Source organism: Streptomyces sp. AJS327 (genome assembly GCF_013450295.1).
Taxonomy (GTDB): domain Bacteria; phylum Actinomycetota; class Actinomycetes; order Streptomycetales; family Streptomycetaceae; genus Streptomyces.
The window spans coordinates 791,738-815,802 of record NZ_SKBR01000002.1 but is presented as its reverse complement, the minus strand read 5'-3'; the positions used below and the strand labels follow the sequence as shown (position 1 = coordinate 815,802).

At 74.3% G+C, this 24,065-nt stretch carries 21 protein-coding genes and 1 pseudogene; 6 read left to right on the top strand and 16 right to left on the bottom strand.

Annotated features, from left to right (window positions below; genetic code table 11):
- Nucleotides 1-205 precede the first annotated feature (205 nt).
- A complete protein-coding gene (gene gabT, locus E0L36_RS13290) occupies nucleotides 206-1,597 on the top strand; it encodes a 4-aminobutyrate--2-oxoglutarate transaminase (protein WP_180929231.1) in 1,392 nt (463 codons plus the stop codon).
- Between the two features lie 539 nt (nucleotides 1,598-2,136).
- Nucleotides 2,137-2,805, top strand: a complete 669-nt coding sequence (locus E0L36_RS13285) for a phosphatase PAP2 family protein (protein WP_180929230.1) — start codon at nucleotides 2,137-2,139, stop codon at nucleotides 2,803-2,805.
- Here the strand turns inward: E0L36_RS13285 and E0L36_RS13280 are convergent.
- The 7 genes and pseudogenes from E0L36_RS13280 to E0L36_RS13255 all read right to left on the bottom strand — a co-directional run bounded on the left by E0L36_RS13280 (nucleotide 2,732) and on the right by E0L36_RS13255 (nucleotide 9,446).
- On the bottom strand, nucleotides 2,732-3,193 hold the full coding sequence (locus E0L36_RS13280) for a hypothetical protein (RefSeq protein WP_180929229.1): 462 nt from the start codon (nucleotides 3,191-3,193) through the stop codon (nucleotides 2,732-2,734). The two genes, E0L36_RS13285 and E0L36_RS13280, sit on opposite strands and share 74 nt — an antisense overlap.
- A 322-nt stretch (nucleotides 3,194-3,515) precedes the next feature.
- Nucleotides 3,516-4,946 carry an FAD-binding oxidoreductase gene (locus E0L36_RS13275; protein ID WP_180929228.1) on the bottom strand — a complete coding sequence of 477 codons (1,431 nt, stop codon included), beginning with the start codon at nucleotides 4,944-4,946 and terminating at the stop codon, nucleotides 3,516-3,518.
- Nucleotides 4,943-5,749: an ABC transporter permease gene (locus tag E0L36_RS13270; RefSeq protein ID WP_180929227.1), complete on the bottom strand. Its 807-nt coding sequence runs from the start codon at nucleotides 5,747-5,749 to the stop codon at nucleotides 4,943-4,945. The genes E0L36_RS13275 and E0L36_RS13270 overlap by 4 nt, the downstream gene beginning before the upstream one ends.
- Nucleotides 5,749-6,690, bottom strand: coding sequence for an ABC transporter permease (locus E0L36_RS13265; RefSeq protein WP_180929226.1), 942 nt, complete (start codon nucleotides 6,688-6,690; stop codon nucleotides 5,749-5,751). Before E0L36_RS13265 ends, E0L36_RS13270 begins: the two co-directional genes overlap by 1 nt.
- Nucleotides 6,687-6,953, bottom strand: a complete 267-nt coding sequence (locus E0L36_RS27655; protein WP_308416804.1) for a TOBE domain-containing protein — start codon at nucleotides 6,951-6,953, stop codon at nucleotides 6,687-6,689. The genes E0L36_RS13265 and E0L36_RS27655 overlap by 4 nt, the downstream gene beginning before the upstream one ends.
- Before the next feature lie 228 nt (nucleotides 6,954-7,181).
- A pseudogene (locus tag E0L36_RS27650) lies at nucleotides 7,182-8,090 on the bottom strand (ABC transporter ATP-binding protein); the annotation flags it as partial.
- A 129-nt stretch (nucleotides 8,091-8,219) separates the two neighbouring features.
- Nucleotides 8,220-9,446, bottom strand: a complete 1,227-nt coding sequence (locus E0L36_RS13255; RefSeq protein WP_180929224.1) for a spermidine/putrescine ABC transporter substrate-binding protein — start codon at nucleotides 9,444-9,446, stop codon at nucleotides 8,220-8,222.
- Between the two features lie 629 nt (nucleotides 9,447-10,075).
- Between E0L36_RS13255 and E0L36_RS13250 the strand changes: the two genes are divergently transcribed.
- On the top strand, nucleotides 10,076-11,101 hold the full coding sequence (locus tag E0L36_RS13250; protein ID WP_180929223.1) for an adenosine deaminase: 1,026 nt from the start codon (nucleotides 10,076-10,078) through the stop codon (nucleotides 11,099-11,101).
- Nucleotides 11,086-11,763 (top strand): glycerophosphodiester phosphodiesterase, encoded by a 678-nt coding sequence (locus E0L36_RS13245; RefSeq protein ID WP_180929222.1) that lies wholly within the window; start codon nucleotides 11,086-11,088, stop codon nucleotides 11,761-11,763. The genes E0L36_RS13250 and E0L36_RS13245 overlap by 16 nt, the downstream gene beginning before the upstream one ends.
- Before the next feature lie 31 nt (nucleotides 11,764-11,794).
- On the opposite strand, the gene E0L36_RS13240 is transcribed toward E0L36_RS13245, so the two are convergent.
- Nucleotides 11,795-12,157 carry a zinc-ribbon domain-containing protein gene (locus E0L36_RS13240; protein WP_180929221.1) on the bottom strand — a complete coding sequence of 121 codons (363 nt, stop codon included), beginning with the start codon at nucleotides 12,155-12,157 and terminating at the stop codon, nucleotides 11,795-11,797.
- Nucleotides 12,158-12,444: 287 nt separating this feature from the next.
- Nucleotides 12,445-13,878, bottom strand: a complete 1,434-nt coding sequence (locus E0L36_RS13235; protein WP_180929220.1) for a gamma-aminobutyraldehyde dehydrogenase — start codon at nucleotides 13,876-13,878, stop codon at nucleotides 12,445-12,447.
- Between the two features lie 416 nt (nucleotides 13,879-14,294).
- Here E0L36_RS13235 and E0L36_RS13230 point away from each other — a divergent pair, with 416 nt between their 5' ends.
- Entirely contained in the window at nucleotides 14,295-15,050 is a 756-nt protein-coding gene (locus E0L36_RS13230; protein ID WP_180929219.1) for an ABC transporter ATP-binding protein, read from the top strand.
- Nucleotides 15,032-16,195, top strand: coding sequence for a hypothetical protein (locus E0L36_RS13225; protein WP_180929218.1), 1,164 nt, complete (start codon nucleotides 15,032-15,034; stop codon nucleotides 16,193-16,195). Before E0L36_RS13230 ends, E0L36_RS13225 begins: the two co-directional genes overlap by 19 nt.
- A 26-nt stretch (nucleotides 16,196-16,221) precedes the next feature.
- Here E0L36_RS13225 and E0L36_RS13220 read toward each other — a convergent pair whose 3' ends face one another.
- The 7 genes from E0L36_RS13220 to pyrH all read right to left on the bottom strand — a co-directional run bounded on the left by E0L36_RS13220 (nucleotide 16,222) and on the right by pyrH (nucleotide 24,018).
- Nucleotides 16,222-17,259 (bottom strand): ABC transporter ATP-binding protein, encoded by a 1,038-nt coding sequence (locus E0L36_RS13220; RefSeq protein WP_180929217.1) that lies wholly within the window; start codon nucleotides 17,257-17,259, stop codon nucleotides 16,222-16,224.
- Nucleotides 17,259-18,869, bottom strand: coding sequence for an iron ABC transporter permease (locus tag E0L36_RS13215; protein WP_180929979.1), 1,611 nt, complete (start codon nucleotides 18,867-18,869; stop codon nucleotides 17,259-17,261). The genes E0L36_RS13220 and E0L36_RS13215 overlap by 1 nt, the downstream gene beginning before the upstream one ends.
- A gap of 53 nt (nucleotides 18,870-18,922) precedes the next feature.
- On the bottom strand, nucleotides 18,923-19,993 hold the full coding sequence (locus tag E0L36_RS13210; protein WP_180929216.1) for a thiamine ABC transporter substrate binding subunit: 1,071 nt from the start codon (nucleotides 19,991-19,993) through the stop codon (nucleotides 18,923-18,925).
- Between the two features lie 158 nt (nucleotides 19,994-20,151).
- Entirely contained in the window at nucleotides 20,152-21,264 is a 1,113-nt protein-coding gene (gene rlmN / locus E0L36_RS13205; RefSeq protein ID WP_180929215.1) for a 23S rRNA (adenine(2503)-C(2))-methyltransferase RlmN, read from the bottom strand.
- A gap of 153 nt (nucleotides 21,265-21,417) precedes the next feature.
- Nucleotides 21,418-22,470 (bottom strand): phosphatidate cytidylyltransferase, encoded by a 1,053-nt coding sequence (locus tag E0L36_RS13200; protein WP_180929214.1) that lies wholly within the window; start codon nucleotides 22,468-22,470, stop codon nucleotides 21,418-21,420.
- Nucleotides 22,471-22,525: 55 nt separating this feature from the next.
- Nucleotides 22,526-23,083, bottom strand: a complete 558-nt coding sequence (gene frr, locus E0L36_RS13195) for a ribosome recycling factor (RefSeq protein WP_180929213.1) — start codon at nucleotides 23,081-23,083, stop codon at nucleotides 22,526-22,528.
- A 176-nt stretch (nucleotides 23,084-23,259) separates the two neighbouring features.
- Nucleotides 23,260-24,018 carry a UMP kinase gene (gene pyrH, locus E0L36_RS13190; protein WP_180929212.1) on the bottom strand — a complete coding sequence of 253 codons (759 nt, stop codon included), beginning with the start codon at nucleotides 24,016-24,018 and terminating at the stop codon, nucleotides 23,260-23,262.
- Between the last annotated feature and the right edge of the window lie 47 nt (nucleotides 24,019-24,065).

Below are 24,065 nucleotides of genomic sequence, written 5' to 3'. Positions count from 1 at the left end.
GGGCAGGCGACTTGCTCCGCGGACCGGGTTTCCGGCCACCGCCGGGTGCATCGGCGCGGACGGGACGCATCTGGCCGCCGTGGCCAAGACGACACGCGCACTCATCCGTGACGGTGCATACAGCGGGTCTTGCCCGGGCCCTAGCCTGCCAAGTGCCACAGACCCCGTTCCTCCCCCGGAGTGCGCTATGACCTCTACGCGTGAGATGACTGATGTGTCCTCGGGTTCCGCCCTCCCGCAGGAGCGGCGCCTGGTGACGGCCGTTCCCGGACCCGCCTCCCAGGAGCTGATGGCGCGCAAGCGGGCCGTCGTCGCGGACGGGATCGGCACCGTGATGCCGGTCTTCGCCCGCCGGGCCGCGGGCGGGATCCTGGAGGACGTCGACGGCAACCGGTTCGTGGACTTCGGGTCCGGGATCGCGGTGACCTCGGTGGGCAACAGCGCCGAGGCCGTCGTCCGGCGCACCACCGAGCAGCTGCGGGACTACACCCACACCTGCGTGATGGTCACCCCGTACGAGCCGTACGTCGCGGTCTGCGAGGAACTGGCCGCGGTCACCCCCGGTGACCACGCGAAGAAGAGCGCGCTGTTCAACTCCGGCGCCGAGGCGGTGGAGAACGCGGTGAAGATCGCGCGGGCGTACACCGGCCGCCAGGCGGTGGTGGTCTTCGACCACGGCTACCACGGCCGGACGAACCTGACGATGGCGCTCACCTCGAAGAACATGCCGTACAAGCACCGCTTCGGGCCGTTCGCGCCGGAGGTGTACCGGGTGCCGGTCGCCTACCCGTTCCGGTGGCTGACCGGCCGGGAGAACTGTGCCGAGGAGGCGGCGGCGCAGGCGATCGACCAGATCACCAAGCAGGTCGGCCCGGACAACGTGGCGGCGATCCTCATCGAACCGGTGCTGGGTGAGGGCGGGTTCATCGAGCCCGCCAAGGGGTTCCTGCCCCGGCTGGCGGAGTTCGCGAAGGAGCACGGCATCGTCTTCGTCGCTGACGAGATCCAGTCCGGCTTCTGCCGTACCGGCCAGTGGTTCGCCTGCGAGGACGAGGGCCTGGTGCCCGACCTCATCACGACGGCGAAGGGCATCGCGGGCGGGCTGCCGCTGGCGGCGGTGACCGGGCGCGCGGAGATCATGGACGCGGCGCACTCCGGTGGCCTGGGCGGTACCTACGGCGGCAACCCGGTCGCGTGCGCCGCCGCGCTGGGCGCCATCGAGACCATGCGGGAGCAGGACCTCGCGGCGCGTGCCCGCCGGATCGAGGAGGTCATGAAGCCGCGGCTGGAGAAGCTGGCCGAGCGCTTCGACGTGATCGGGGATGTCCGTGGCCGGGGCGCGATGCTCGCCATCGAGCTGGTCAAGCCGGGCACCTCGGCGACCGGGTCCGGCTCCGCCCGCCCGGGCGGCCCGGTGCCCCAGCCGGACCCGGAGGCCACGGCCGCCCTCGCGCACGCCTGCCACCAGCAGGGCCTGCTGGTCCTCACCACCGGCACCTACGGCAACGTGATGCGGTTCCTGCCGCCGCTGGTGATCAGCGAGGAGCTGCTGAACGAGGGCCTGGACGTGCTGGAGAGCGCGCTCGCCGGGCTGTGACCGGCGGGGCCCGGGGCGGCGCGCTCCGGGCCCGGCCGCCCGTCTCCCCGGCCAGCCCGGGAGTGTCCGGGCCCCGACCGTGACGGCCGGGCGGGACCCGGATGTCCGGAACGGGGCCGGAGCCGGGGCCGGCGTGCGACGGGTGGGTTGGGTGGGCCGGGGAAGGACCCGTGGTGACCCCGGGCGAGCCGCCGTCGAGCCGCGGTGAAGAATGTGTGCGAGGGCCATGTCCGGTGGGTGACCTGCCTGTTCGGCGGTTCCCCGCTGCCGTACGGTTTCCTCCAGTTGCCGGGTGTTGCGAGGGACTCCTTCACCACTCTCCGGGGCCGTCGACCACGGGTGACCGTCCCGGCCGTGCCCTGGCGCACGCTCCTCAACCGATCGGATGACCGCTTGTCCCACACCCCCCGGGATCGGCGGAACCCCGGTCGCGGCAGCCGCTCCGGAACACTCCCCCCTGGACCGGAGCGGCTGTCCTCATCGGCGGGTGTCCTCGCGCGGGTCGCCGGGCCCGGCCGTCGACGGCGGGGTGCCGTCCGATGAGCCTTCCGGCCGGCCGGGTCCGCTGGCCCGGCCCGGCGGTGCTCGCCGTGCCGCTGTTCGCGCTGACCACCTGGCAGGTCGGCGCGGGCGGTGCGGCGCGCACCGCCGATGAGCGGCTGGGCGGCGCGATGCGCCGCTCGGCGCCGCCTGAGCCGGTCGCCGAACTCCTCGCCGATCTCGGCAACATGGAGGTCGCGCTGCCGGTGCTGGGCGCGGCGGCGCTCTGGGTGGGGGTACGGGGCCACCGGTGGCGGGCGGTGTGCTGCTGCCTCCTCGCGATGGCCGCCGTGCCCCCGGTGGTCTCCCTCCTCAAGGCGTGGACGGACCGCCCTGGTCCGCTGGGCGGCGGCGGCTACTACCCGTCAGGGCACGCCGCGACCCTCGCGGTGGCCTGGGGCGGCGCGGCCCTGCTGGCGCGGCGCGCCCCGGGGGCCGCCTCCCGGTGGTGGGGTGGCCCGCTGCCGCCGGTGGTGGCCGTCGTGGCGGTGGTGCTGAGCGGGGCGGGTCTGGTGTGGCGCGGATACCACTGGCCGCTGGACGTGTTCGGCGCCTGGTGTCTGGCGCTGCCGCTGCTGGCGGCGGCCGCGGCGTTCAGTGGTCCTCCCCTCCGGCGGAGCGGGCGGCCGCCTCGTGCAGGGCCAGTTCCAGGGCCACCGGGTCGTTGAGGGTGCCGCTGCCGTCCGGTGGCACGAGCCAGCGGGCTCCGCCGGTGGGCCGCCCGGGGTAGGGGACGGCGATCCAGCTGCCCTGACCCGCGCAGCGGATGCCGCTGCCGATCCAGCGCTCGGCGGTGCCCGGCGGGACGAAGAACCCCAGCCGCGCGTCGGCGAAGTCCCCCAGGACGGGGCCCGGCCGCCCGGAGCCCCCGATGAGGACCTCCAGCGCGGGGCGGCCGAGCGGCGCCCCGGCGATCAGCACGTCCCAGAGCCGCCCCGCGGGCAGCAGTACCACCCCCAGGGGGTCGCGTTCCCACTCCCACCGGCAGGCGGCCGGATCACCAGCCGCCGACACGAGCCATTCGACGGCGCGTTCAACCCCCGCTGTGCCGCTCATGAAGTCGCTCTCCCCTTCCGGTCGTTGCGTCTCCCCGCCACATGGGCCCGCCGTCCGCCGTCCGCCGCGCCGTACACGGGGCGGAGCGGGGCGGAGCGTGGGCCTTCGAGGGGAGAGAGCGCTCCGGGCCGGGTTCCTTACACCGGTTCGGGCGGTCGATGCGCCGGGAGCGCGCCCGCGCGTACCGGGCGCACCCACCGCGCCCCTGGCACCAGCCGCCCCGGGGGAGCCCGGGCCGGGCCGGGACCGGCGGGAGGCCGGGGTCAGGGACGGGCCGGGGAGGGTGGCCGGGCCAGGGGCGGGCCCGGGCCACGGGCGGGCGTCAGCTGGTGAAGCCCATCCCGGCCCGGTCGAGTGCGCGCAGCCAGGGGTTCCGGCGGCCCGCGTGGGCGTCGGCGCGGGCCAGGGACCACTGGGTGAGCCGGATCCCCGCCCAGCGCAGGGGCTCGGGCGGGAAGCGGCGCGGTGGTGAGCGGACCAGCTCCAGGCGGGTGCGGGCGGTGTCCCGTCCGTCCAGCAGGTCGAGCAGCACCTCGGCGCCGAACCGGGAGGCGCCCACGCCGAGTCCGGTGTATCCGGAGGCGTGTGCGAGCCGCCCGTCGAACTCGGTGCCGAAGAAGACCGTGAAGCGGGAGGAGGTGTCGACGGCGCCACCCCAGCGGTGGGTGAAGCGCACCCCGGCGAGCTGCGGGAAGCAGCGCTGGAAGTGCCGGGCGAGTCGCCGGAAGGTGGCGTCGCGCTGGTCGTGGGCGGGGGTGAGGCGGCCGCCGTAGTGGTACACGGTGTCGTATCCGCCCCAGAGGATCCGCTGGTCGGCGGTGCGGCGGAAGTAGTGGAAGCGGTTGCCGCAGTCGCCCAGACCCTGCCGGTTCCGCCAGCCCACCGAGGCCAGTTGCTCCTCCGTCAGCGGTTCGGTGACCAGCACGTAGTCCCAGGCGGGCACGGTGCGGCGGCGGGCGCCGCGCGTCAGGGGCGGGAAGGCGTTGGTGCCCAGGGCGGCGCGCGCCGCCCGGACCGTGCCGTGCGGCGTCCGGGCGGTGAGCCCGGCACGCCCCGGCCCGGCCGGGGTGAGCGACCGGACGGGGCTGTGCTCGTGGATCCGCACCCCGGCCTGGACGCAGGCGCGGGCCAGGCCCCACACCAGCCGGGCGGGGTTGAGCAGCGCGACGCCCCAGCGGTCCCAGAGCCCGGCGAGGAACAGTGGGGAGTCGACCTCGGCGCGCACCGCGTCCCGGTCGAGGAAGGTCAGCCCCTCGTCGACGCCGAGCCGCCGGGCCTCCTCGGCGTCGGCGCGGAGCGCGGCCGCCTGGTAGGGCTCGGTGGCGCAGAACATCTCGCCGGTGCGCTCGAAGTCGCAGTCGATGCCGTACCGTTCGACGGCTTCCTCGATGGCGTCGAGGTTCCGGGCGCCCAGCTCCTCCAGCGTGTCGATCTCCCCGGGCCAGCGGGCGAGCCCGTTGGCGAACCCGTGGGTGAGGGAGGAGGAGCAGAAGCCGCCGTTCCGGCCGGAGGCGGCCCAGCCCAGTTCCCTGCCCTCCAGCAGCAGCACGTCGCGGGCCGGGTCGCGCTCCTTGGCGGCCAGCGCCGTCCAGAGTCCGGTGTAGCCGCCGCCGACGACGAGCAGTTCGCACTCCTCGTCGCCGGTGAGCGGCGGCCGGGGGCGGGGGCGGCGCGCGGGGTCGTCGAGCCAGAACGGGGCGGGCCGGGCCTCGGCTAGCGCCCGTGCGACGGCTGCGGGGTCCGGGGCGGTCATCTGTTCCTCCTGCGTCGGACGGTGACGGCGAGCCGGGCGGCGGCCACCAGGGCCACGGCGGCGAGCGGCACCACGGTGCCGATCACGTTGGCCTGGACGGGGACTCCGCGCTGCGCGGCGCCCCACACGTACGTCGGGAAGGTCACGGTGGCCGGGCCGGAGGTGAACTGGGTGACGATCACGTCGTCGAAGGAGAGCGTGAAGCTCAGCGCGGCCCCGGCGGCGATGCCGGGGGCGGCCAGCGGCAGCGTCACCCGCCGGAAGGTCTGGAACGGCCCCGCGTACAGGTCCCGCGCCGCCTCCTCCAGGTGCGGGTCGAGCCCGGCCAGCCGGGCCTTGACGGCGACGACGACGAAGCTGAGGCAGAACATGATGTGCGCGGCGAGCACGGTGCCGTAGCCGAAGCCGGTCCGCGCGTTGAGGAACAGCGCGGCGAGCGAGGCGCCCATCACGACCTCGGGCAGCGCCATCGGCAGCAGCAGGAGCGCGTGCGCGAGGCCCCGGCCCCGGAAGCGGTAGCGGCTGAGGGCGAGGGCGGCCAGGGTGCCGAAGGCGGTGGCGAGCAGCGCCGCGGGCACGGCCACCCGGAGGCTGCTGCCGAGGGCGGCGCACAGCCCGTCGGCGGCGCAGGGCTCGCGCCAGGCGTCGAGGGAGAGGCCGCGCCACTCGTGGTTGAAGCGGCCCGCGGGGTCGTTGAACGCGTAGGCCAGCACCACCAGGCTGGGCAGCAGGAGGTAGCCGAGGGCGAGGCCGCCCGCGAGCACCACGGCGTTGCGGCGCAGCCAGCGGAGCGGGGCGCGCATCAGTGGGTCCCCCGGGGCGCGGCCCCGCGCGGCCGGACGGCGCCGCGCGGCCGGAGGCAGAGGAGCAGCAGTACCGCCGCCATCAGCAGGAAGGACATGGCGGCGGCCGTGGGGTAGTCGAGCACGTTCAGGAAGCGCTTCTGGATGGCGTTGCCGATCATCTGCTCTCCGGGGGAGCCGAGGAGCTGGGCGTTGATGTAGTCGCCGGAGGCCGGGATGAAGGTGAGGAGCGATCCGGCGGCCACCCCGGGGAGGGAGAGCGGCAGGGTCACGGTGCGGAAGGCGGCGGCCGGGGTGGCGTAGGCGTCGCGGGCCGCCTCCCGCAGCGCGGGGTCGACGCGCTCGAGCGCGGCGTACAGCGGGAGCACCATGAACGGCAGGAAGTTGTAGACGAGACCGCAGATGACGGCGAGGGGGGAGGCGAGGATCCGGTCCTCACCGGTCAGGCCGAGCGCGGCGGTGACCTCCAGCACCCGCAGCGCGCTCAGCGTCTCCACCAGCGGCCCGCCGTCGGACAGGATCGTCTTCCAGGCCAGGGTGCGCAGCAGGAAGCTGGTGAGGAACGGGGCGACCACCAGGGCCAGCAGCGGGACCCGCCACCGTCCGGCGCGGAAGGCGAGGGTGTGGGCCAGCGGGTAGCCGATGAGCAGGGCGCCGAGCGTGGCCGCGCCCGCGTAGGCGAAGGAGCGCAGGAAGTGCCCGCCGTAGACGGTGAGCGCCTCCGCGTAGTGCGAGAGGTCCCCGGTGACGCGGTAGCCCTCGGCGACGGAGCCGCTCTGCACCGAGGTCGACGCCTGGGACACGACCGGGGCGGCGAAGAAGACGAGCAGCCACAGTCCGGCGGGCAGCAGCAACAGGTACGGGGTGCGGGGAGACCGGGGCCGGGGCCGGGTCCGCCGGGAGCGGGGATCCGCGCGGCGGCCGGTCGCGGAGCGGCTCACTCCGCCTCCGGGGAGTCGGCCCCCGCGCCACGGGAGGCGGGCAGCGCGAAGGTGTGGGCCGGGTCCCAGCGCACCTCGACGGGGACGCCGGGGGTCAGCCGCGGATCGCGCCGGGTGTGGGGCTGATGGACGGTCAGCAGGGCGCCCGCCGGGGTCCGCACGGTGTGCTGGAGCGCCACGCCGAGGTAGCTGGTGTCGACGAGCGTGCCGCGTATCCGGTTCAGCCCGAGCGGGCCCGCGCCCCCGTCTTCCGTACCGTTCACCGGGGGCAACTCCCCGTCCACCGCCTCGGGTTCGGTGCCCGGCCCCGCCAACCCGCCTACCAGAACGCCCGGTTCGGCGCGCCGTCCGGCGCCAAGGCCGACGCCCGGCACGGCGACCGGCGCGGCGTACGGCTCGGGCAACTCGTCTGTCCGGGGCTCCCGTTCGTTCTCGTCCCCGGGTATCTCCCGGTACGGCGCCTCGGGTTCGGCGGGCGGCCGCTCCACCTCCCCCGCCGGGTCGGCGGGTTCGCCGTCCGGGTGGTGGAGGCTGAGCTTCTCGGGGCGGATGCCGAGCAGTACGGTCCGTCCGGGGCCGACGCCGGGTACGCGGCAGCGGTGGGCGGGCATCCGCAGCGTGCCGTGCGCGCCGGGCAGGCGGAGCCGCGCTTCCGCTCCGTCGTGCCGCTCGGTCTCGGCCTCGGCCTCCAGCAGGTTGGCGGCGCCGAGAAGCCGGGCGACGTGGGCGGTGCGTGGCTCCTCGTACAGCACCTCGGGTGGTCCGGTCTGCTCCAGCCGTCCCTCGTGGAGCACCGCCAGCCGGTCGGCGAGCGCGAGCGCCTCCTCCTGGTCGTGGGTGACGTGGACGAAGGTGACGCCGGTCTCGGCGTGCGCGCGCTTGAGTTCGCGGCGCAACTGGCGGCGGAGGGTGGGGTCGAGGGCGGCGAGCGGTTCGTCGAGGAGCAGCACCCGGGGGCGGTTGACGAGCGCCCGCGCGAGCGCGACGCGCTGCTGCTGGCCGCCGGACAGCTCCCGTGGTCTGCGCCGGGCGTAGGGGCCCAGCTCCACCAGGTCGAGCATCTCCCGCACCCGTTCGCGCACCCCGGTCGCCTTCCGGCGGCGCAGGCCGAAGGCGACGTTCTCCCAGACGTCCAGGTGCGGGAAGAGCGCGTAGTGCTGGAAGACGGTGTTGACGGGCCGCCGGTGCGGTGGCTCGGCGGTGATGTCGGCGCCGTCCAGGGTGACGGTGCCGGTGGTGGGCTCCTCCAGCCCCGCGATCAGGCGCAGGAGGGTGGTCTTGCCGCTGCCCGAGGCGCCGAGGAGGGCGAAGTAGCAGCCGTCGGGCACGGTGAGGTCGAGGGGGCGCAGGGCGGGGTGCCCGCCGAACGCCTTGCTGACCCCGGCCAGCGAGATGGTCATGTTCCGCTACTCCCCCTGCTCCCCTGTCCGTTCGGCCCGCGCCACCGTCCATGGCGCCGGTCCGTGGCCCCGTCCCGCGACGCCGGTCCGTGGGCTGGCTCCGACGCCGCCCGCGCCCGGCGGCCGGTGTCAGGCGCCGATCAGCCGGGCGAACTCCTCCTCGAACGCGGTCTCCTCCTCGTCGTCCAGCGCGCGGAAGGTCCGGCCCCGGGTGAGCATCCTGCCGGTCGGGAAGATCAGCGGATCGGCGGCGAGCTCGGGGTCGATTCTCTCCATCCGTGCCCGGGCTCCGGTCACCGGGCAGATGTAGTTGACCCAGGCGGCGAGTTCGGCGGCTTCGCGGGGCTGGTAGTAGTGGTCGATCAGCGCCTCCGCGTTGGCCCGGTGCCGGGCGTGCGCGGGGACCAGCAGGTCGTCGGTGGCGGCGAGGTAGCCGCTGTCCGGAATGTGGTAGCGGATCCGCGGGTTGTCCTGCCGGAGCTGGACGATGTCGCCCGCCCAGGCGAGACAGGCCGCGATGTCCCCGGAGTTCAGCTCGTCGAGGTAGTCGTTGCCGGTGAAGCGGCGCAGCTGTCCGCTGTCGACGGCCCGTCGCAGCCGGGTGATCGCGGAGCGGTACTGGCGCGCGGTGACCTCCCCCGGATCGACGCCCGTGTCGAGCAGCGTCATGCCCACGGTGTCCCGCATCTCGGTGAGCAGCGACACCTTGCCCCGCAGCCTCCGGTCCTCCAGCAGCTGACGCACGCTGGTGACCCGTTTCCCGTCGGTGGCCGCACTGTTGTACGCCAGCACGCAGGCGGTACCGGCCCAGGGGTAGCTGTACTGGCGGCCCGGGTCGTGCGGGGCGGTGCGGAAGCGGTCCTCCAGGTTGGTCACCGCGTTCGGCATCCGCGCGGGGTCGAGGCGCTGCGCCCAGCCCTGCCGGATCAGCCGCCCGGCCATCCAGTCCGAGAGGCACACCAGGTCGCGTCCGGTGCCGCGGCCCGCCGCCAGCTGGGGGCGGAGTTTGCCGTAGAACTCGTTGTTGTCGTTGATGTCCTCGACGTACCGCACGGTGATGCCGTGTTTCCGCTGGAAACGGTCGAGGGTGGGGCGCCGCTCGCCGTTCTTCTCGTCCACGTCGATGTAGAGCGGCCAGTTGGCGAAGGTCAGTTCACGCTCGCGGCGGGAGTGGTCGGGCGCCCGGTCCGCTCCGCCGTTCCCGGCCGCGGGCGGGATGCCGCATCCGGCCAGCGCCGCCCCACCGGCGCCGAGCGCGCCGAGCAGCGCGCGGCGGGAGAGCGCGGCCCGGCCGCCGCGCAGGCTCCGCTCCCAGGCGCGGCGCACCGGTTCCGGCATGCCGTCGTACGGATCCACTACGGGTGCCTCCTGAGCTGGGCGGACGGGGAGGGAGGACGGGAGGGGTGGTGGCCCACCGGGTGGGGTGGACGGGACGGGCGGTGCGGCGGCGGACGGGACGGGGCCGGTGGCCTCCCGTGGTCTCCCCGGGGAGCGCCGGTGTCCGCCTGGCCGGCGGGGTGGGCGGGAGCGGCCGGGGGCGGCGGCCGGCGAACGGCCCGCGCTGACGGGGCCGTTGGCCAGCCGCGCGCCGCCCCCCGGTGGCGCCTGGCGATACCGGGCACGGGCCCGGGGGCGGGTGGCCGGACGGGCACGGCCCGGGCCTCAGCGGGTTCGGCGGCTCCACGGTGGCGGTCCCGCCCGCCGGGCCCGCGCTCGCCCGCGCGGCCACGCTGGCGGCTCCCCCGCCGCCCGTCGCTGTGCCATCGCCCCTCCCGGCTGTTCGATCCTCCCCATGCTAGGGACCCCACCCGTCGACGTCCCCCGTCGGGAGTGGTCTGGGCGGCTCCCGGGCGCACCGCCCGTCCGGCCCGGGAGCGGTACGGCGCGGATGCCGGGAGGGTGCCGGGGAGATGTGGGGGAAACCGTGTGCCGCCCGGCGGGCCGGGGTGTCTACGATGTGCCGACCCGACTCGCCGGAGGCACCCTTGTCCACCCTGGCCTCGTTCATCGCCGGACTCCCCAAGGCCGAGCTGCACGTTCACCACGTGGGTTCGGCCTCGCCACGCGTGGTGGCGGAGCTGGCGGCGCGCCACCCGGACTCGCGGGTGCCGACCGATCCGGAGCGGCTGTCGGAGTACTTCACCTTCACCGACTTCGCGCATTTCGTCCGGGTCTACCTGACCGTCGTCGAACTGGTCCGGGACGCCGAGGACGTCTGGCTGCTCACCTACGAGATCGCCCGTGACCTGGCCCGGCAGCGGGTCCGCTACGCGGAGCTGACGGTCACCCCGGCCAGCTCGACCAGCCGTGGCATACCGGACGTGGCGTTCCTGGAGGCGATCGAGGACGCACGCCGCTCCGCCGAGCGGGACTTCGGCACCGTGCTGCGCTGGTGCTTCGACATCCCGGGCGAGTCCGGGCTGCCCGCCGCCGAGGAGACCACGCGGATCGCCACCGAGCTGGGCCCGGACGGGCTGATCTCCTTCGGGCTCGGCGGGCCGGAGATCGGCGTCCCACGCGAGCGGTTCAAACCGTACTTCGACCGGGCCATCGCCGCCGGGCTGCACAGCGTCCCGCACGCGGGCGAGACCACCGGCCCGGAGACCGTCTGGGCCGCCCTGACCTCGCTGCGCGCCGAACGCGTCGGCCACGGCGTCAGCGCCGTCCAGGACCCCCGGCTGCTGGAGTACCTGGCCGAACACGGTGTTCCGCTGGAGGTCTGCCCCACCTCGAACGTCGCCACGGGCGCCGTCCCCGACCTGGCCAGCCATCCGCTGCCCGAGTTGGTGAAGGCCGGGGTGACGACCACGATCAACAGCGACGACCCGCCGATGTTCGGCACCGACCTCAACACCGAGTACGCCGTCGCCGCCCGCCTCCTCGGCCTCGACGCCGCCGGGCTGGCCGAACTGGCGAAGCGCGCGGTGACCGCCTCGTTCCTCGACGCCCCCGGCAAGGCCCGGCTGACCGCCGAGATCGACGACTACCTGGCGACGTGGCACGCCGCGTAGCGGCGGTCGCGCACCGCGGCGCGCCCCACGTCGCGCGGGAGAACACCCTCGCCGCGTTCCGCGCGGCGCTGGCCGCCGGCGCCGACGCCGTCGAGCTGGACGTCCGGCTCACCCGCGACGGCGTTCCGGTGGTGCTGCACGACCGCACCCTGGAGCGGCTGTGGGAGTGCCCGGAGGCGGTGGCGGCGCTCTCCGCGCGCGAGCTGCGCGCACGGACCGGCGGCGGGGTGCCCACCCTGGCGGAGGCGCTGGAGCTGCTGCGCCCGGTGCGCGTCCTGATCGACCTGCCCGCCGTGGAGGCGGTGGCCGCCACCCTCGCGGTGGTCGCCGGACAGGGCGCCGCCGGGCGCGTCTACTACTGCGGTGGGCCCGCCGCGATGCGGGCGGTACGGGCCGGGGATCCGGCCGCCGAGATCGCCCTGACCTGGCAGCGCACCGCGCCGATGCGTGGTTCGCTGCTCGACTCGGTACGCCCCCGATGGCTGAACTACCGCTTCGGGGTGCTGGATCGGGAGCGGGTGCGGCGCGCGCACGCCGCCGGCTACCTGGTGTCCGCGTGGACCGTCGACCGGCCGCGCACCATGCGGCGGCTGGCCGCCATGGGGGTGGACGCGCTCACCTCCAACCGGGTCGCGGCGCTGCGCCGGACGCTGCCCGGCTGACCGGCGGCGCGGCGCGGCCCGGCCGGCCGCCTCACTGCCGGTAGGGGTTGCCCTGCGGGGGGACGCCGCCGTCCTGGCGGGGGATGCCGCCCTGCGGCTGCTGACCGCCGAACGGGTTGCCAGTCGCCGCTCCGGGGAAGCCGCCCTGCGGCTGTCCACCGGCCGACGCGAGCAGCTGCTCGGCGTTCTCCTTGGATATCTCGCTTTCCGCGCCGCAGAAAGTGCACTGGGTGGAGTGCTTCGCGGGCATGATCGGAAAGAGCGGGATGAAGAACAGCGTGAACTTGGTGACGCGTTTGCGCAGTCCGTGGGCGGCGGGGTTGCCGCAGAACCCACAGAGCAGATTCAGCATCGCCAGCTGAATCGTCTTGCCCGAGGTACCGAAGATAATCATTTCCGGGCTCCGTTCCCGACCGGATGACGTGTGAGGGTTCAGCCAACCACCGATGCCACCAGGGCCGTCAAGCAATTCCTGTAACGGCGGCGCCCCAGAAAGGCAACACCACCGCACGGTCAACTCCCCTACCCCTGGGGCCGGTTGAGTCTCCGGGCGGGTCGGCGCCCACCGCCCGCCGAGCCCGGTCACCGCTCCGCCGGGAGATACGGAGACGACGCGGGCCCCCGCACACGCGGTGCGGGGGCCCGGGGTCCGGAGGGGACCGGAGTGGCGTCGGAGCGGTGTCAGAGCGCGGTCATGACGTGCTTGACGCGCGTGTAGTCCTCCAGCCCGTACATCGACAGGTCCTTGCCGTACCCGGACTTCTTGAAGCCGCCGTGCGGCATTTCCGCGACCAGCGGGATATGCGTGTTGATCCACACACAGCCGAAGTCGAGCGCCTTCGACAGCCGCATCGCCCGCTGGTGGTCGGTCGTCCACACGGAGGAGGCCAGCGCGTACTCGACGCCGTTGGCGAAGCGCACGGCCTCGTCCTCGGTGCCGAACCGCTGCACGGTGATGACCGGGCCGAACACCTCGTTCTGGATGACCTCGTCGTCCTGCCGCAGTCCGGAGATGACGGTGGGCGCGTAGAAGTACCCCTTGCCGCCCACGCGTTCACCGCCCGCCTCGACCTTGGCGTGCGCCGGGAGCCGGTCGACGAACCCGGCGACCTTCGCCAGGTGGTCGGCGTTGTTCAGCGGGCCGTAGAAGCAGTCCGGGTCGGTGACGTCGCCCGTGCGCACCTCAGCGGCGGCCTTCGCCAGCGCCGTCACGAACCGCTCGTACACGCCGTCCTGGACGAGCACCCGGGTGGCCGCCGTGCAGTCCTGACCCGCGTTGAAGAAGCCGCCGTCCCGGATGCCCTCGACGGCCGCGGCGACGTCCGCGTCGTCGAACACCACGCAGGGGGCCTTGCCGCCCAGCTCCAGGTGCACCCGCTTGAGGTCCCGCGAGGCGCTGCCCGCGACCTCGATACCGGCGCGCACCGAACCGGTGATGGACGCCATCGCGGGCACCTGGTGCTCGACCATCAGCCGCCCGGTGTCCCGGTCCCCGCAGACCACGTTGAACACGCCCGCCGGCAGGATCTCCCCCATCACCTCGGCGAGGAACACAGCCGACGCGGGGGTGGTGTCGGACGGCTTCAGCACCACCGTGTTCCCCGCGGCGAGCGCCGGGGCGAACTTCCACACCGCCATCATCGCCGGGTAGTTCCACGGCGCGACCTGCGCGCACACCCCCACCGGCTCGCGGCGCGTGAAGGAGGTCAGCCCCGCCATGTACTCCCCGGCCGACCGGCCCTCCAGCACCCGGGCCGCTCCCGCGAAGAAGCGGATCTGGTCGAGCATCATCGGCAGCTCCTCCTGCCGGGTCAGCTCCAGCGGCTTGCCGCAGTTCTCGCACTCGACGGCGAGGAACTCGTCCGCCCGCGCCTCCAGCGCGTCCGCGATCCTGAGGAGGGCGGTCTGCCGGGTGCCCGGAGTGGCGTCCCGCCAGGCGGGGAAGGCGGCCTCCGCCGCGGCCATGGCCGCGTCGACGTCCGCCGTGCCGGAGAGCGGCGCGACCGCGTACACCTCCTCCGTCACCGGGTTGATCACCCCGGTGGTCCGGCCGTCGGCGGCGTCCCGGAACTCGCCGTCGATGTAGTTGCGCAGCCGACGCAGCTCGGTGGTCACGTGGCGCCCTCCCGCTCCGTTGTCCGATGGGTGAGACGACACCTTAACCAGGCCACCTGCGCTCGCGACATACCCCGCGGCACCGGACCCGGGGCACCAGCCGATCCCGCCACGGCGCCCGCCGGGCTCCGCGGTCCCCGAGCCGCCTCACCCGATCGAGTCCGCCCGGGGCGGCGCCGTTTCCGCTCCCCCCGGCCGCTCGTTGACCCGCCCGAGTGAGCGACCGGCCCCGCCGCCCCCCGGCGCCACGGGCCACTCACCACCGGCCCCGCGCCGCCCCGGCGGAAGCCCGGCGCGCGGCCCCCACCCCAACACGGGACGTACCCGCGGGTGCCGGTGACCGGTCGCGTCACGTGTTAGGTTCCCCCCGTCCTGGGGGGAATTGACCCGTTCCCGGCCGATCCGAGGTGTGTGCCATGGCAGCCCCACCGGACAACGACGTGCTCTGGGCACGCGGACTGCACCACAGCTATGACGGCTCCCCCGCCCTGCGAGGCGTCACCCTCGCCCTCCGCGAAGGGGAGATCGTCACCCTCACCGGAACCCGGGGCAGCGGGAAGACGACCCTCCTCGACCTCCTCTCCGGGCGGCGGCTACCGCAGCACGGCGAGGTCTGGTTCAACAGCGTCCCCGTCCACACCCTCGGCCGCCCGGCCCGCGAACGCCTCCGCCGGGAACGCTTCGGGTGGATCGGCGGCACCCCCCACCTCGTCCCCGAACTCACCGTCTGGGAGAACACCGCCCTCCCGCTGCTGCTGGCCGGCGCCCGCCCCCGCGCCGCCCGCGGCAGCGCCCGCGAGTGGCTCGACCGCCTCGACGCCGGGGACTGCGCCGACCTGCGGCCCGAGAAACTGCCACGGCACCTGCGGCAGCGCGTCGCCATCGCCCGCGCCCTGGTCCACACCCCCACCGTGCTGTTCGCCGACGAACCCACCGCGCCCCTGCACCAGGCCGACCGGGCCCACGTCCTGCGCACCCTCACCGCCGCCGCCCGCTCCCACGGCATCACCGTGCTCCTCGCCACCCACGACCCGGGGCCCGGACTGACCGGCCCCCGCGACCCGGCGGGCACCACGCTCGCCGACCGGAGCGTCACCCTCGTCGACGGGCGGAGCGGCGAACCCGCCCCACACCCGGAGGAAGGCAGAACCGAGTGCTCGCTCTCCGGCTAGCCCGCGGCTCCCGCGCCCCCGTCCTCCTCAGCCGCCTCCTCCTCGCGGCCGCGACAGCCGCCGCCGGGTTCCTGCTGCTGACCGCGCTCTGCCACGCCCTCGCTCACCCGGGGCGAACCGGCGAGTCCCTCCTCCGGCTGCTGTGGTGCCTGCCGCCCGCCGCCTCCGTCGTGCACCTCGCCGCGGCCCTCGCCAGCGGCCACCCCGAACCGGCCACCCGGGACGGGCTGGACGCGGCGGGCCTCGGACCGGCCCGCCTCCCCGTCGTCGCCGCCACCACCACCGCCATCGCCTGCCTGCTGGGCAGCGTCCTCGCCCTCCTCGTCTTCCTGCACCTCCGCGGCGACCTCACCGGGCTCCCCTTCGACGGCGCGGCGCGCGACCTGCTCGCCGCCGACCGCCCCCTGCCGCTGGCCGCCACCCTGACCCTGCTCGCCGCGACCCCCGTCGCCGCCGCCCTCGCCGCCGCCCTCACCCTCCGCGACCACGCCCCGGACGGCACACCCCCCGCGGGCGGCGGACCGGGAGCCAGCGCCCTGCCCTGGGGGGTCGCCCTCGTCGCCGCGGGCATCGCCCTGACCGCCCTCGCGGGCGGCGCCGCGCACGCCACCGGCGACGCGCCGCTCCACGCGGCGCCCGGCGTCGTCGGCGGCTGGCTGCTCGGCGCCACCGGCCTGGCCCTCGCCGGTCCCGGCCTCGTCCACCGCTGCGGGCGGCTGCTGTCCACCGGCCGACCCGGGGTGCTCCGGCTCCTCGCCGGACGCGGCCTCCAGGCCGAGGCTCCCGCACTCGGGCAGCCGCTCGGCGTGCTCTGCGCCGTCGGCGCGGGCACCCTCACCACCGCGCGGCTGCACGAGGCCCCGCCCTGGTCCGACGGCCCCGGAGCGCTCAGCCCCCTCGCCGCCCTCGGCTGCGCGGTCGTCCTGGGCTGCGCGCTCCTCGGCACCCTCACCGCCCTCACCCGCGCCACAACGCCCCGCGCCACAACCCGCGCGGTACTGCGCCGACTCGGCGCGCCCCGGCGGCTGCTGCGCGGGGCGCTCGCGCTGCGCGCCACCGCCCTGCTCCTCGGACTGGCCGCGCTCAGCTGGGCACTCGGCACCGCCGCCGCCCTGCCGCTGAGCCACCTCACCCCCGGCGGCTGACCCGCGCCGGACAGCGCCCGACCGGCTCAGGCGTCCGGCCCCGGCAGGCACACGGTCTCCTCCGCGTCGAACACCACCCCGACCACCTCGCCCTCCGCCGGAGCGTCCCGCACCGCGCACGTCGCCTCCAGCGGCGGCCCACTCTCCGGCCGCAGCAGCAACGTCATCGACGAGCCCACCCCGCCCCGGAAGGTACGGGCCTCGACGACACAGCGCAGCCCCGCCTCCGGACCGGTCAGCCGCACGCCCGTCGGCCGCACCAGCAGCCGGTACCGGCCCGGCGAACTCCCCCGCGGCACCGGGACCTTCCCCCACTCCGTGTCCGCCGACTCCCCCTCCACCACCGCCGGGACGATGTTCCCGAAGCCCAGGAACCGGGCGACGAACTCCGACACCGGACGCCGCCACACCTCCAGCGGCGCACCGCTCTGCGCGACGCGCCCCTCGTCCATCACCACCACCCGGTCGGCCAGCGCGAACGCCTCCGCCTGATCGTGCGTCACCGCCAGCACCGAGGTGCCCAGCCGCCGGAACAGGCCCCGCAACTCGACCACCAGCCGCTCCCGCAGCGCCCGGTCGAGCTGCCCCAGCGGCTCGTCCAGCATCAGCAGGCGCGGCCCCGGGGCCAGCGCCCGCGCCAGCGCCACCCGCTGCTGCTCCCCACCGGACAGCGTCGCCACGGCCCGCCCGCCCGCGCCCGGCAGACCCACCAGCTCCAGCAGCTCCGCCACCCGCTCCGCGGCCTCCCGCCGCCCCGCCCGGCGCATCCGCGGCCCGAACGCCACGTTCCCCGCCACGTCCCGCTGCGGGAACAGCTGGTGGTCCTGGAACATCAGGCCCACCTGCCGCCGGTGCGGAGGCACCCCCTCCTGGTCCCGGCCGGACAGGAACACCCGCCCCGCGTCCGGCCGGTGCAGCCCCGCCACCACCCGCAGCAGCGTCGACTTGCCGCTGCCGCTAGGCCCCAGCACGCACACCGTCTCGTGCTCACCGACCTCCAGCGTCACCCCGTCGAGCGCCGCACGGTCACCGAACCGTACGGTCACCTCCTCGGCACGCAGCATCAGAACTCCCCCGTACGGTCGGTGCGGACACGTTCCAGCGCGAGCAGCGTCCCCGCGCACACCAGCATCAGGATGGTGCTCAGCGCCATCGCCTGCCCGTAGTGGACCTCCCCGGCGCGCCCCAGGAACCGCGCGACGGCGACCGGCAGCGTCGGATGGTCCGGGCGGGCGATGAACACCGTCGCCCCGAACTCACCCAGCGACACGGCGAACGCGAACCCCGCCGCGACCAGCAGCGCCCGCCGCACCAGCGGCACCTCCACCTCCCACCAGGACCGCAGCGGCGACGCCCCCAGCACCGCCGCCGCCTCCCGAAGCCGCACGTCGACCGCCCGCAGCACCGGCAGCATCGTCCGCACCACGAACGGCACCCCCACCAGCGCCTGCGCCAGCGGCACCAGGATCCACGCGGCCCGCAGATCCAGCGGCGGCTCGTCCAGCGCCACCAGGAACCCGAACCCCACCGTCACCGCCGAGGTGCCCAGTGGCAGCATCAGCAGCGCGTCGAACCCGCGCACCAGCCGCCCGGCGCGGCGCGTCAGCGCCGCCGCGGCCAGCCCACCCACCAGCAGCGCGATCAGCGTCGCCACCCCCGCGTAGGCCAGCGAGTTCCCGATCGCCTCGGCGGGCGCCACCAGGAACGTGCCACTGTCCGACTGCGAGCCCAGCGCCCGGTAGAAGCCCAGCCCGTACCCGTCGGGGGTGTTCAGCGACCGTTCCACCAGCACCAGCAGCGGCAGCAGGACCAGCAGCCCGCTGCCGCCCAGCACCGCGCACAGCAGCGTCCACTCACCCCGTCCCCGCGGCCGCCGGTCCGCGCTGCCCGCCGGCACCAGGCTCAGCGCCGACTCCCGCCGCCGCACCGACCAGGCGTGCGCCGCCAGCAGCGCCGCCACCGCCGCGAACTGGAGCAGCGTCAGCACCGCCGCCACCGGCAGCTGCAACAGGTCAGCCGTCTGCCGGTAGATCTCCACCTCCAGCGTCGTCTGCCGCGGACCGCCCAGCACCTGGATCACCCCGAACGAGGTGAAGGTGAACAGGAACACGATGAGCGCCGCCGCGCCCACCGAGGGCGCCAGCGCCGGAAGCACCACCCGCCGCCACGCCGCGAACCGGCCCGCGCCCAGCACCCGCGCCGCGTCCTCCTGCCGTGGGTCCAGCTGCGACCAGAACCCGCCGACGGTCCGCACCACGACCGCGAAGTTCAGGAACACGTGCGCCAGCAGGATCGCCCACACCCCGTTGTCCAGCCGCAGCCCGAACCACTCGTCCAGCAGCCCACCGCGTCCCGCCAGCGCCAGGAACGCCGAGCCGACCACCACCGTGGGCAGCACGAACGGGACGGTCACCACCGCCCGCAGCAGCCGCTTCCCCGGAAACGCGAACCGGGCGAACACGTACGCGGCGGGCAGCGCCAGAGCCAGCGTCAGCGCCGTCGAGGCCGCCGCCTGCCAGCAGGTGAACCACAGGACCCCCAGCACCTCGGGGTCACCGAGTACCTCCCCCGCCCGGTCGAACCGCCACCGGCCGCCGTCCCGCAGCCCCCGCCCGACGATCGCCGCCACCGGATAGGCGAAGAACACCGCGAAGAACGCGCAGGGCACCACCATCAGCCCGACCCGCGCCAGCGTCCCCCTGGCCCGGCCGGAGCGCCGGACGCCGTTCACTTCACCACGAGCGAGGTCCACGTCTTGATCCACCGCTCCCGGTGCTCCGCGATCCGCTCCGGGGGCAGCGTCGCCGCGTCCCGGGGAGACGGCCCGTACTTCTCGAACACCTCGGGCCGCTTCGCGTCCTCACGCACCGGACTGACGAACATCTGGAGCGGCAGGTCCTCCTGGAACCGCTTGCTCAGCAGGAAGTCCAGCAGCCGCTTCCCGCCGCGCTCGTTGCCCGCGCCCTCCAGCAGCCCCGCGAACTCGATCTGCCGGAAACAGGTGCCCTCGGCCACCCCGGTCGGCGCCCGGTCCCGCCCGGGATCGTCCTCGCCCACCTCGGCGACCGGGCTGGAGGCGTACGAGACGACCAGCGGCCGGTCCCCCTTGCCCTTGCCGCCCCGGGAGCCCGAGAACCGGTCGTTGTACGCCTGCTCCCAGCCGTCGACCACCTCGACGCCGTTGCCCCGCAGCTTCTTCCAGTACCCCTGCCAGCCCTTCCCGCCGTACTCCGCGACGGTCGCCAGCAGGAAGCCCAGCCCCGGCGAGGACGTCGCCGGGTTCGGGGTGACCAGCAGGTTCCGGTACGCGGGCCGCGCCAGATCGTCGAGGGTGCGGGGCGGATCGACCCGCTTCCGCTCGAAGTACCGGCGGTCGTAGTTGACGCAGACGTCGCCGGTGTCCACCGGCGTCACCCGGTTCCTCTCCCGGTCCGGCTGGAGTCTCCGCGGTACCCGGTCCAGCCCCTTCGCCCGGTACGGGGCGAACACGCCCTCGTCCAGCGCCCGGGACAGCAGCGTGTTGTCCACTCCGAAGAACACGTCGCCCTGCGGGTTGCCCTTGTTCAGCACCGCCTGGTTCACCGCGGCCCCGGCGTCCCCGCCCCGCAGCACCTTCACCCGGTACCCGGACTCGGCCTCGAAGTCCTTCAGCACCTCCTTGGAGGCCGCGAAGGAGTTGTGCGTCACCAGGGTGACGGTCTTGCCGTCCTCCTCCTGCCCACCACAGGCGGCGAGGAGAAGCCCCAGCACGACGGTCCCGGTCACAGCGGCAGTACGGTGCCGCGCCCAGCTCTTCATGGCGTCTTCGACTTCCTACCCGGCATGACCCGGGCGAGGTTCGAGGGTCTGCCACCCGGGTGTCCGCCCCATCGGACGGTACGCACACGGGCCGCACTCTCAGCGCGCGACGCGCTCCCCTGTCGGCTTCGATCTGTCAGGCGAACCGTATCAGCCGGTCAGCGCTCCGCACCCGCCAGCTGCCCGCAGGCTCCGTCGATCTCCTGGCCCCGGGTGTCCCGCACCGTGACCGGCACCCCGTGCGACTCCAGCACCCGCACGAACTCCGCCTCGTCCTCCGGACGGGACGCCGTCCACTTCGAACCGGGCGTCGGGTTCAGCGGGATCAGGTTCACGTGCGCCCGCTTGCCACGCAGCAGCCGGCCCAGCAGATCGGCACGGAACGGCTGGTCGTTGATGTCCCGGATCAGCGCGTACTCGATCGACACCCGCCGACCGGACGCCGCCGCGTACTCCCACGCCGCGTCCAGCACCTCCCGCACCTTCCAGCGGGTGTTCACCGGCACCAGGGTGTCCCGCAGCTCGTCGTCCGGCGCGTGCAGCGACACCGCCAGACGGCAGGCGAAACCCTCGTCGGCGAACCGCAGCATCGCCGGCACCAGACCCACCGTCGACACCGTGATACCGCGCTGCGACAGCCCCAGACCGTCCGGCTCCGGATCGGTCAGCCGCCGGATCGCCCCGACCACCCGCCGGTAGTTCGCCAGCGGCTCCCCCATGCCCATGAAGACGATGTTCGACAGCCGCGCCGGGCCGCCGGGCACCTCACCGTCCCGCAGCGACCGCATCCCCTCCACGATCTGGTGCACGATCTCCGCCGTCGACAGGTTCCGGTCCAGCCCCGCCTGCCCCGTCGCGCAGAACGGGCAGTTCATCCCGCACCCCGCCTGCGAACTGACGCACATCGTCACCCGGCCCGGATACCGCATCAGCACCGACTCGACGAGCGTCCCGTCCCGCAACCGCCACAGCGTCTTCCGGGTCTGCTCGTCGTCGCAGCTGACCTGCCGCACCGTGGACATCAGCCCCGGCAGCAGCTCCTCCGCCAGCCGCTCCCGCGCCGCCGCCGGAATGTCCGTCCACTCCGCCGGATCGTGCGCCAGCCGCGCGAAGTAGTGCCGCGACAGCTGCCGCGCGCGGAAAGGCTTCTCTCCCAGCTCCTCGACCGCCCCACGCCGCTCCTCCGGCGTCAGGTCCGCCAGGTGCCGCGGCGGCTTCTTCGCGCCCCGGGGCGCGGCGAACGTCAGCTCTCCGGGTGCGGGCGCTGCCATGGCGAGACTCCTGGGTCCTGCGGGGTCGGGACGGCCCCGCGACCGCGGGGCCCGCGGCGGAAACGGGGGCCACGCGGGCCACACTCACCACCGGAAGGGGACGGGTCCGCGGCACGATCGTCCGACGGACCCCGTCCAGCGTACCCGGAGCGCTCAGCCGTGCCCGACGAAGACCACCAGCAGCAGCCACACCACGGGCGCCGTCGGCAGCAGGGAGTCCAGCCGGTCCATGATCCCGCCGTGCCCCGGCAGCAGCGTGCCCATGTCCTTGATGCCGAGGTCCCGCTTCATCATCGACTCCCCCAGATCCCCCAGGGTGGCGCTGACCGCGACCGCCAGCCCCAGCAGCAGCCCCTGCCACCAGGTGCCGCCGTCCACCAGGAGCAGGAGACACAGCACACCGGCGGCCATCGAGAAGGCCACCGCCCCGAGCAGTCCCTCCCGCGTCTTCCCCGGGCTGATCCGCGGCGCCAGCTTGGTACGGCCGAAGCGCCAGCCCACCGCGTAGGCGCCGGTGTCGCTCACCACCGTCAGCACCAGGAACGTCACCACCCGCTGCGGACCGTCGTCGGCGGCCAGCATCAGCGCCACGAACGTCGCCAGGAACGGCACGTAGAACGCGGCGAACACGCCCGCCGTCACATCCCGCAGGTACTCCTGCGGCGGCTCCGTCATCCGCCAGACGAACACCGCCAGCGCCGTCAGCGCCATCGCGGCCCAGGCACCCTCCGCGCCCCGCAGATACCCGGCGACGACCATCGCGGCGCCACCCACCGCCAGCGGCGGCAGCGGCGCGCGGATGCCCTTCCGCTCCGACAGCCTGCTGGTCAGCTCCCACAGCCCGACCACGACCGCCGCGACGATCACCCCGACGAACACGTGCTTGTACAGGAAGAGCGAGGCGAGGATGACCGCACCCAGCCCGAGGCCCACCGCCACGGCGGCGCGCAGGTCGCGCCCCGCCCGTTTCCTGCCTGCCGCCCCCGTCGCTCCGGCACGCGGCGCGCCGCCGGCCGATCCCCGCGGGCCGGGGCCGCTGTGGCCGTCCGGACCGCCGTCACCTGGTTCCGACACGGTGGGCATAGGCCGAGTCTGCGACGCGTCGCCGCCCTCGCGTGCGGGACCCGCCGGAGCGAGCGCACCCTGGTCGGGGAGGCTCCGATGCCCGGCGGTGGACCGCGGCGCTCCCCACGATGAGTCGTTCACTGATTGCAGCCTTAGACCTCGGACAGTGGACCTGTGGACCGTCGACCCACCAACCTCAGACCTCCAGCAGCTCGGCTTCCTTGTGCTTCAGCAGCTCGTCCACCTGAGCCACGTACTTCGCCGTGGTGTCGTCGAGCTCCTTCTCGCCCCGGCGGCCCTCGTCCTCGCCGACGTCGCCGTCCTTGACGGCCTTGTCCATCGACTCCTTGGCCTTACGCCGGATGCTGCGAATCGAGATCTTCGCGTCCTCGCTCTTGGTCTTGGCGACCTTGATGAACTCCCGGCGCCGCTCCTCGGTGAGTTCCGGCAGGACAACCCGGATGATGTGCCCGTCGTTTGACGGGTTGACACCCAGGTCCGAGTCCCGGATGGCCTGTTCGACGTTGCGCAGCGCGCTCTTGTCGAACGGCGTCACCACCGCCATCCTCGGTTCCGGTACCGAGAAGGACGCCAGCTGGTTGATCGGCGTCATCGTCCCGTAGTACTCGGCGACGATCTTGTTGAACATCGCCGGGTGCGCACGGCCGGTGCGAATCGCGGCGAAGTCCTCCTTGGCGACAACGACCGCCTTCTCCATCTTCTCCTCGGCTTCGAGGAGGGTCTCTTCGATCACCACGTGCTCCTGGTTCGATGAATGAGCTTGCCTGCTTCTTCGGGGAAACCCGACCCCCGCAGTGCCCTGATTCCTGCACGGTGTCCGACCGCCGGACTCTTGTCCATCCCCGTATCGGGCCGTTCGTACACCGTGGAGCCGTCGGCGGGCCCACCCGGCCACCGGGGACGGACCGCTCAGTTCCGGGTGCCCTGGTTGCTCACCAGCGTGCCGATCTTCTCACCCTTGACCGCCCGCGCGATATTGCCCTCGGCCAGCAACTCGAAGACCAGGATGGGCAACTTGTTGTCCCGGCAGAGCGTGATCGCCGTCATGTCCGCGACCTTGAGGTCCCGCGTGATGACCTCGCCGTACTCCAGCGCGTCGAACTTCACCGCGGCCGGGTTCCGCGCCGGGTCCGAGTCGTAGACGCCGTCCACACCGTTCTTCCCCATCAGCATGGCCTCGGCGTCGATCTCCAACGCGCGCTGGGCCGCGGTGGTGTCGGTGGAGAAGTACGGCATGCCCATCCCGGCGCCGAAGATGACGACCCGTCCCTTCTCCAGGTGCCGCACCGCGCGCAGCGGAATGTACGGTTCGGCCACCTGTCCCATGGTGATCGCGGTCTGCACCCGCGAGTCGATGCCCTCCTTCTCCAGGAAGTCCTGGAGGGCCAGGCAGTTCATCACCGTGCCCAGCATGCCCATGTAGTCCGACCGGGCCCGGTCCATCCCGCGCTGCTGGAGTTCCGCGCCACGGAAGAAGTTGCCCCCACCGATGACCACGGCGATCTCCGCGCCGTCCCGCACCACCGAGGCGATCTCCCGCGCCACCTTGTGCACCACGTCGGGGTCGACACCGAGCCCCCCTCCGCCGGCGAACGCCTCACCGGAGAGTTTCAGCAGAAAGCGGCGCCGCCCGCCGCTCCGGCCGGAATTATCGGTGTCATTGCTCATGGAGATCTCCTCGTGCACATACGAAGAAGGCCACTGCCCGGATCCTC

Excerpts from the sequence above, each read along its gene's own strand:
- gabT (WP_180929231.1), top strand. The coding sequence starts at position 206 with ATGACTGATGTGTCCTCGGGTTCCGCCCTCCCGCAGGAGCGGCGCCTG.
- E0L36_RS13285 (WP_180929230.1), top strand. The coding sequence starts at position 2,137 with ATGAGCCTTCCGGCCGGCCGGGTCCGCTGGCCCGGCCCGGCGGTGCTC.
- E0L36_RS13280 (WP_180929229.1), bottom strand. The coding sequence starts at position 3,193 with ATGAGCGGCACAGCGGGGGTTGAACGCGCCGTCGAATGGCTCGTGTCG.
- E0L36_RS13275 (WP_180929228.1), bottom strand. The coding sequence starts at position 4,946 with ATGACCGCCCCGGACCCCGCAGCCGTCGCACGGGCGCTAGCCGAGGCC.
- E0L36_RS13270 (WP_180929227.1), bottom strand. The coding sequence starts at position 5,749 with ATGCGCGCCCCGCTCCGCTGGCTGCGCCGCAACGCCGTGGTGCTCGCG.
- E0L36_RS13240 (WP_180929221.1), bottom strand. The coding sequence starts at position 12,157 with ATGATTATCTTCGGTACCTCGGGCAAGACGATTCAGCTGGCGATGCTG.
- E0L36_RS13230 (WP_180929219.1), top strand. The coding sequence starts at position 14,295 with ATGGCAGCCCCACCGGACAACGACGTGCTCTGGGCACGCGGACTGCAC.
- E0L36_RS13220 (WP_180929217.1), bottom strand. The coding sequence starts at position 17,259 with ATGCTGCGTGCCGAGGAGGTGACCGTACGGTTCGGTGACCGTGCGGCG.
- E0L36_RS13215 (WP_180929979.1), bottom strand. The coding sequence starts at position 18,869 with ATGGTGGTGCCCTGCGCGTTCTTCGCGGTGTTCTTCGCCTATCCGGTG.
- E0L36_RS13210 (WP_180929216.1), bottom strand. The coding sequence starts at position 19,993 with ATGAAGAGCTGGGCGCGGCACCGTACTGCCGCTGTGACCGGGACCGTC.
- rlmN (WP_180929215.1), bottom strand. The coding sequence starts at position 21,264 with ATGGCAGCGCCCGCACCCGGAGAGCTGACGTTCGCCGCGCCCCGGGGC.
- pyrH (WP_180929212.1), bottom strand. The coding sequence starts at position 24,018 with ATGAGCAATGACACCGATAATTCCGGCCGGAGCGGCGGGCGGCGCCGC.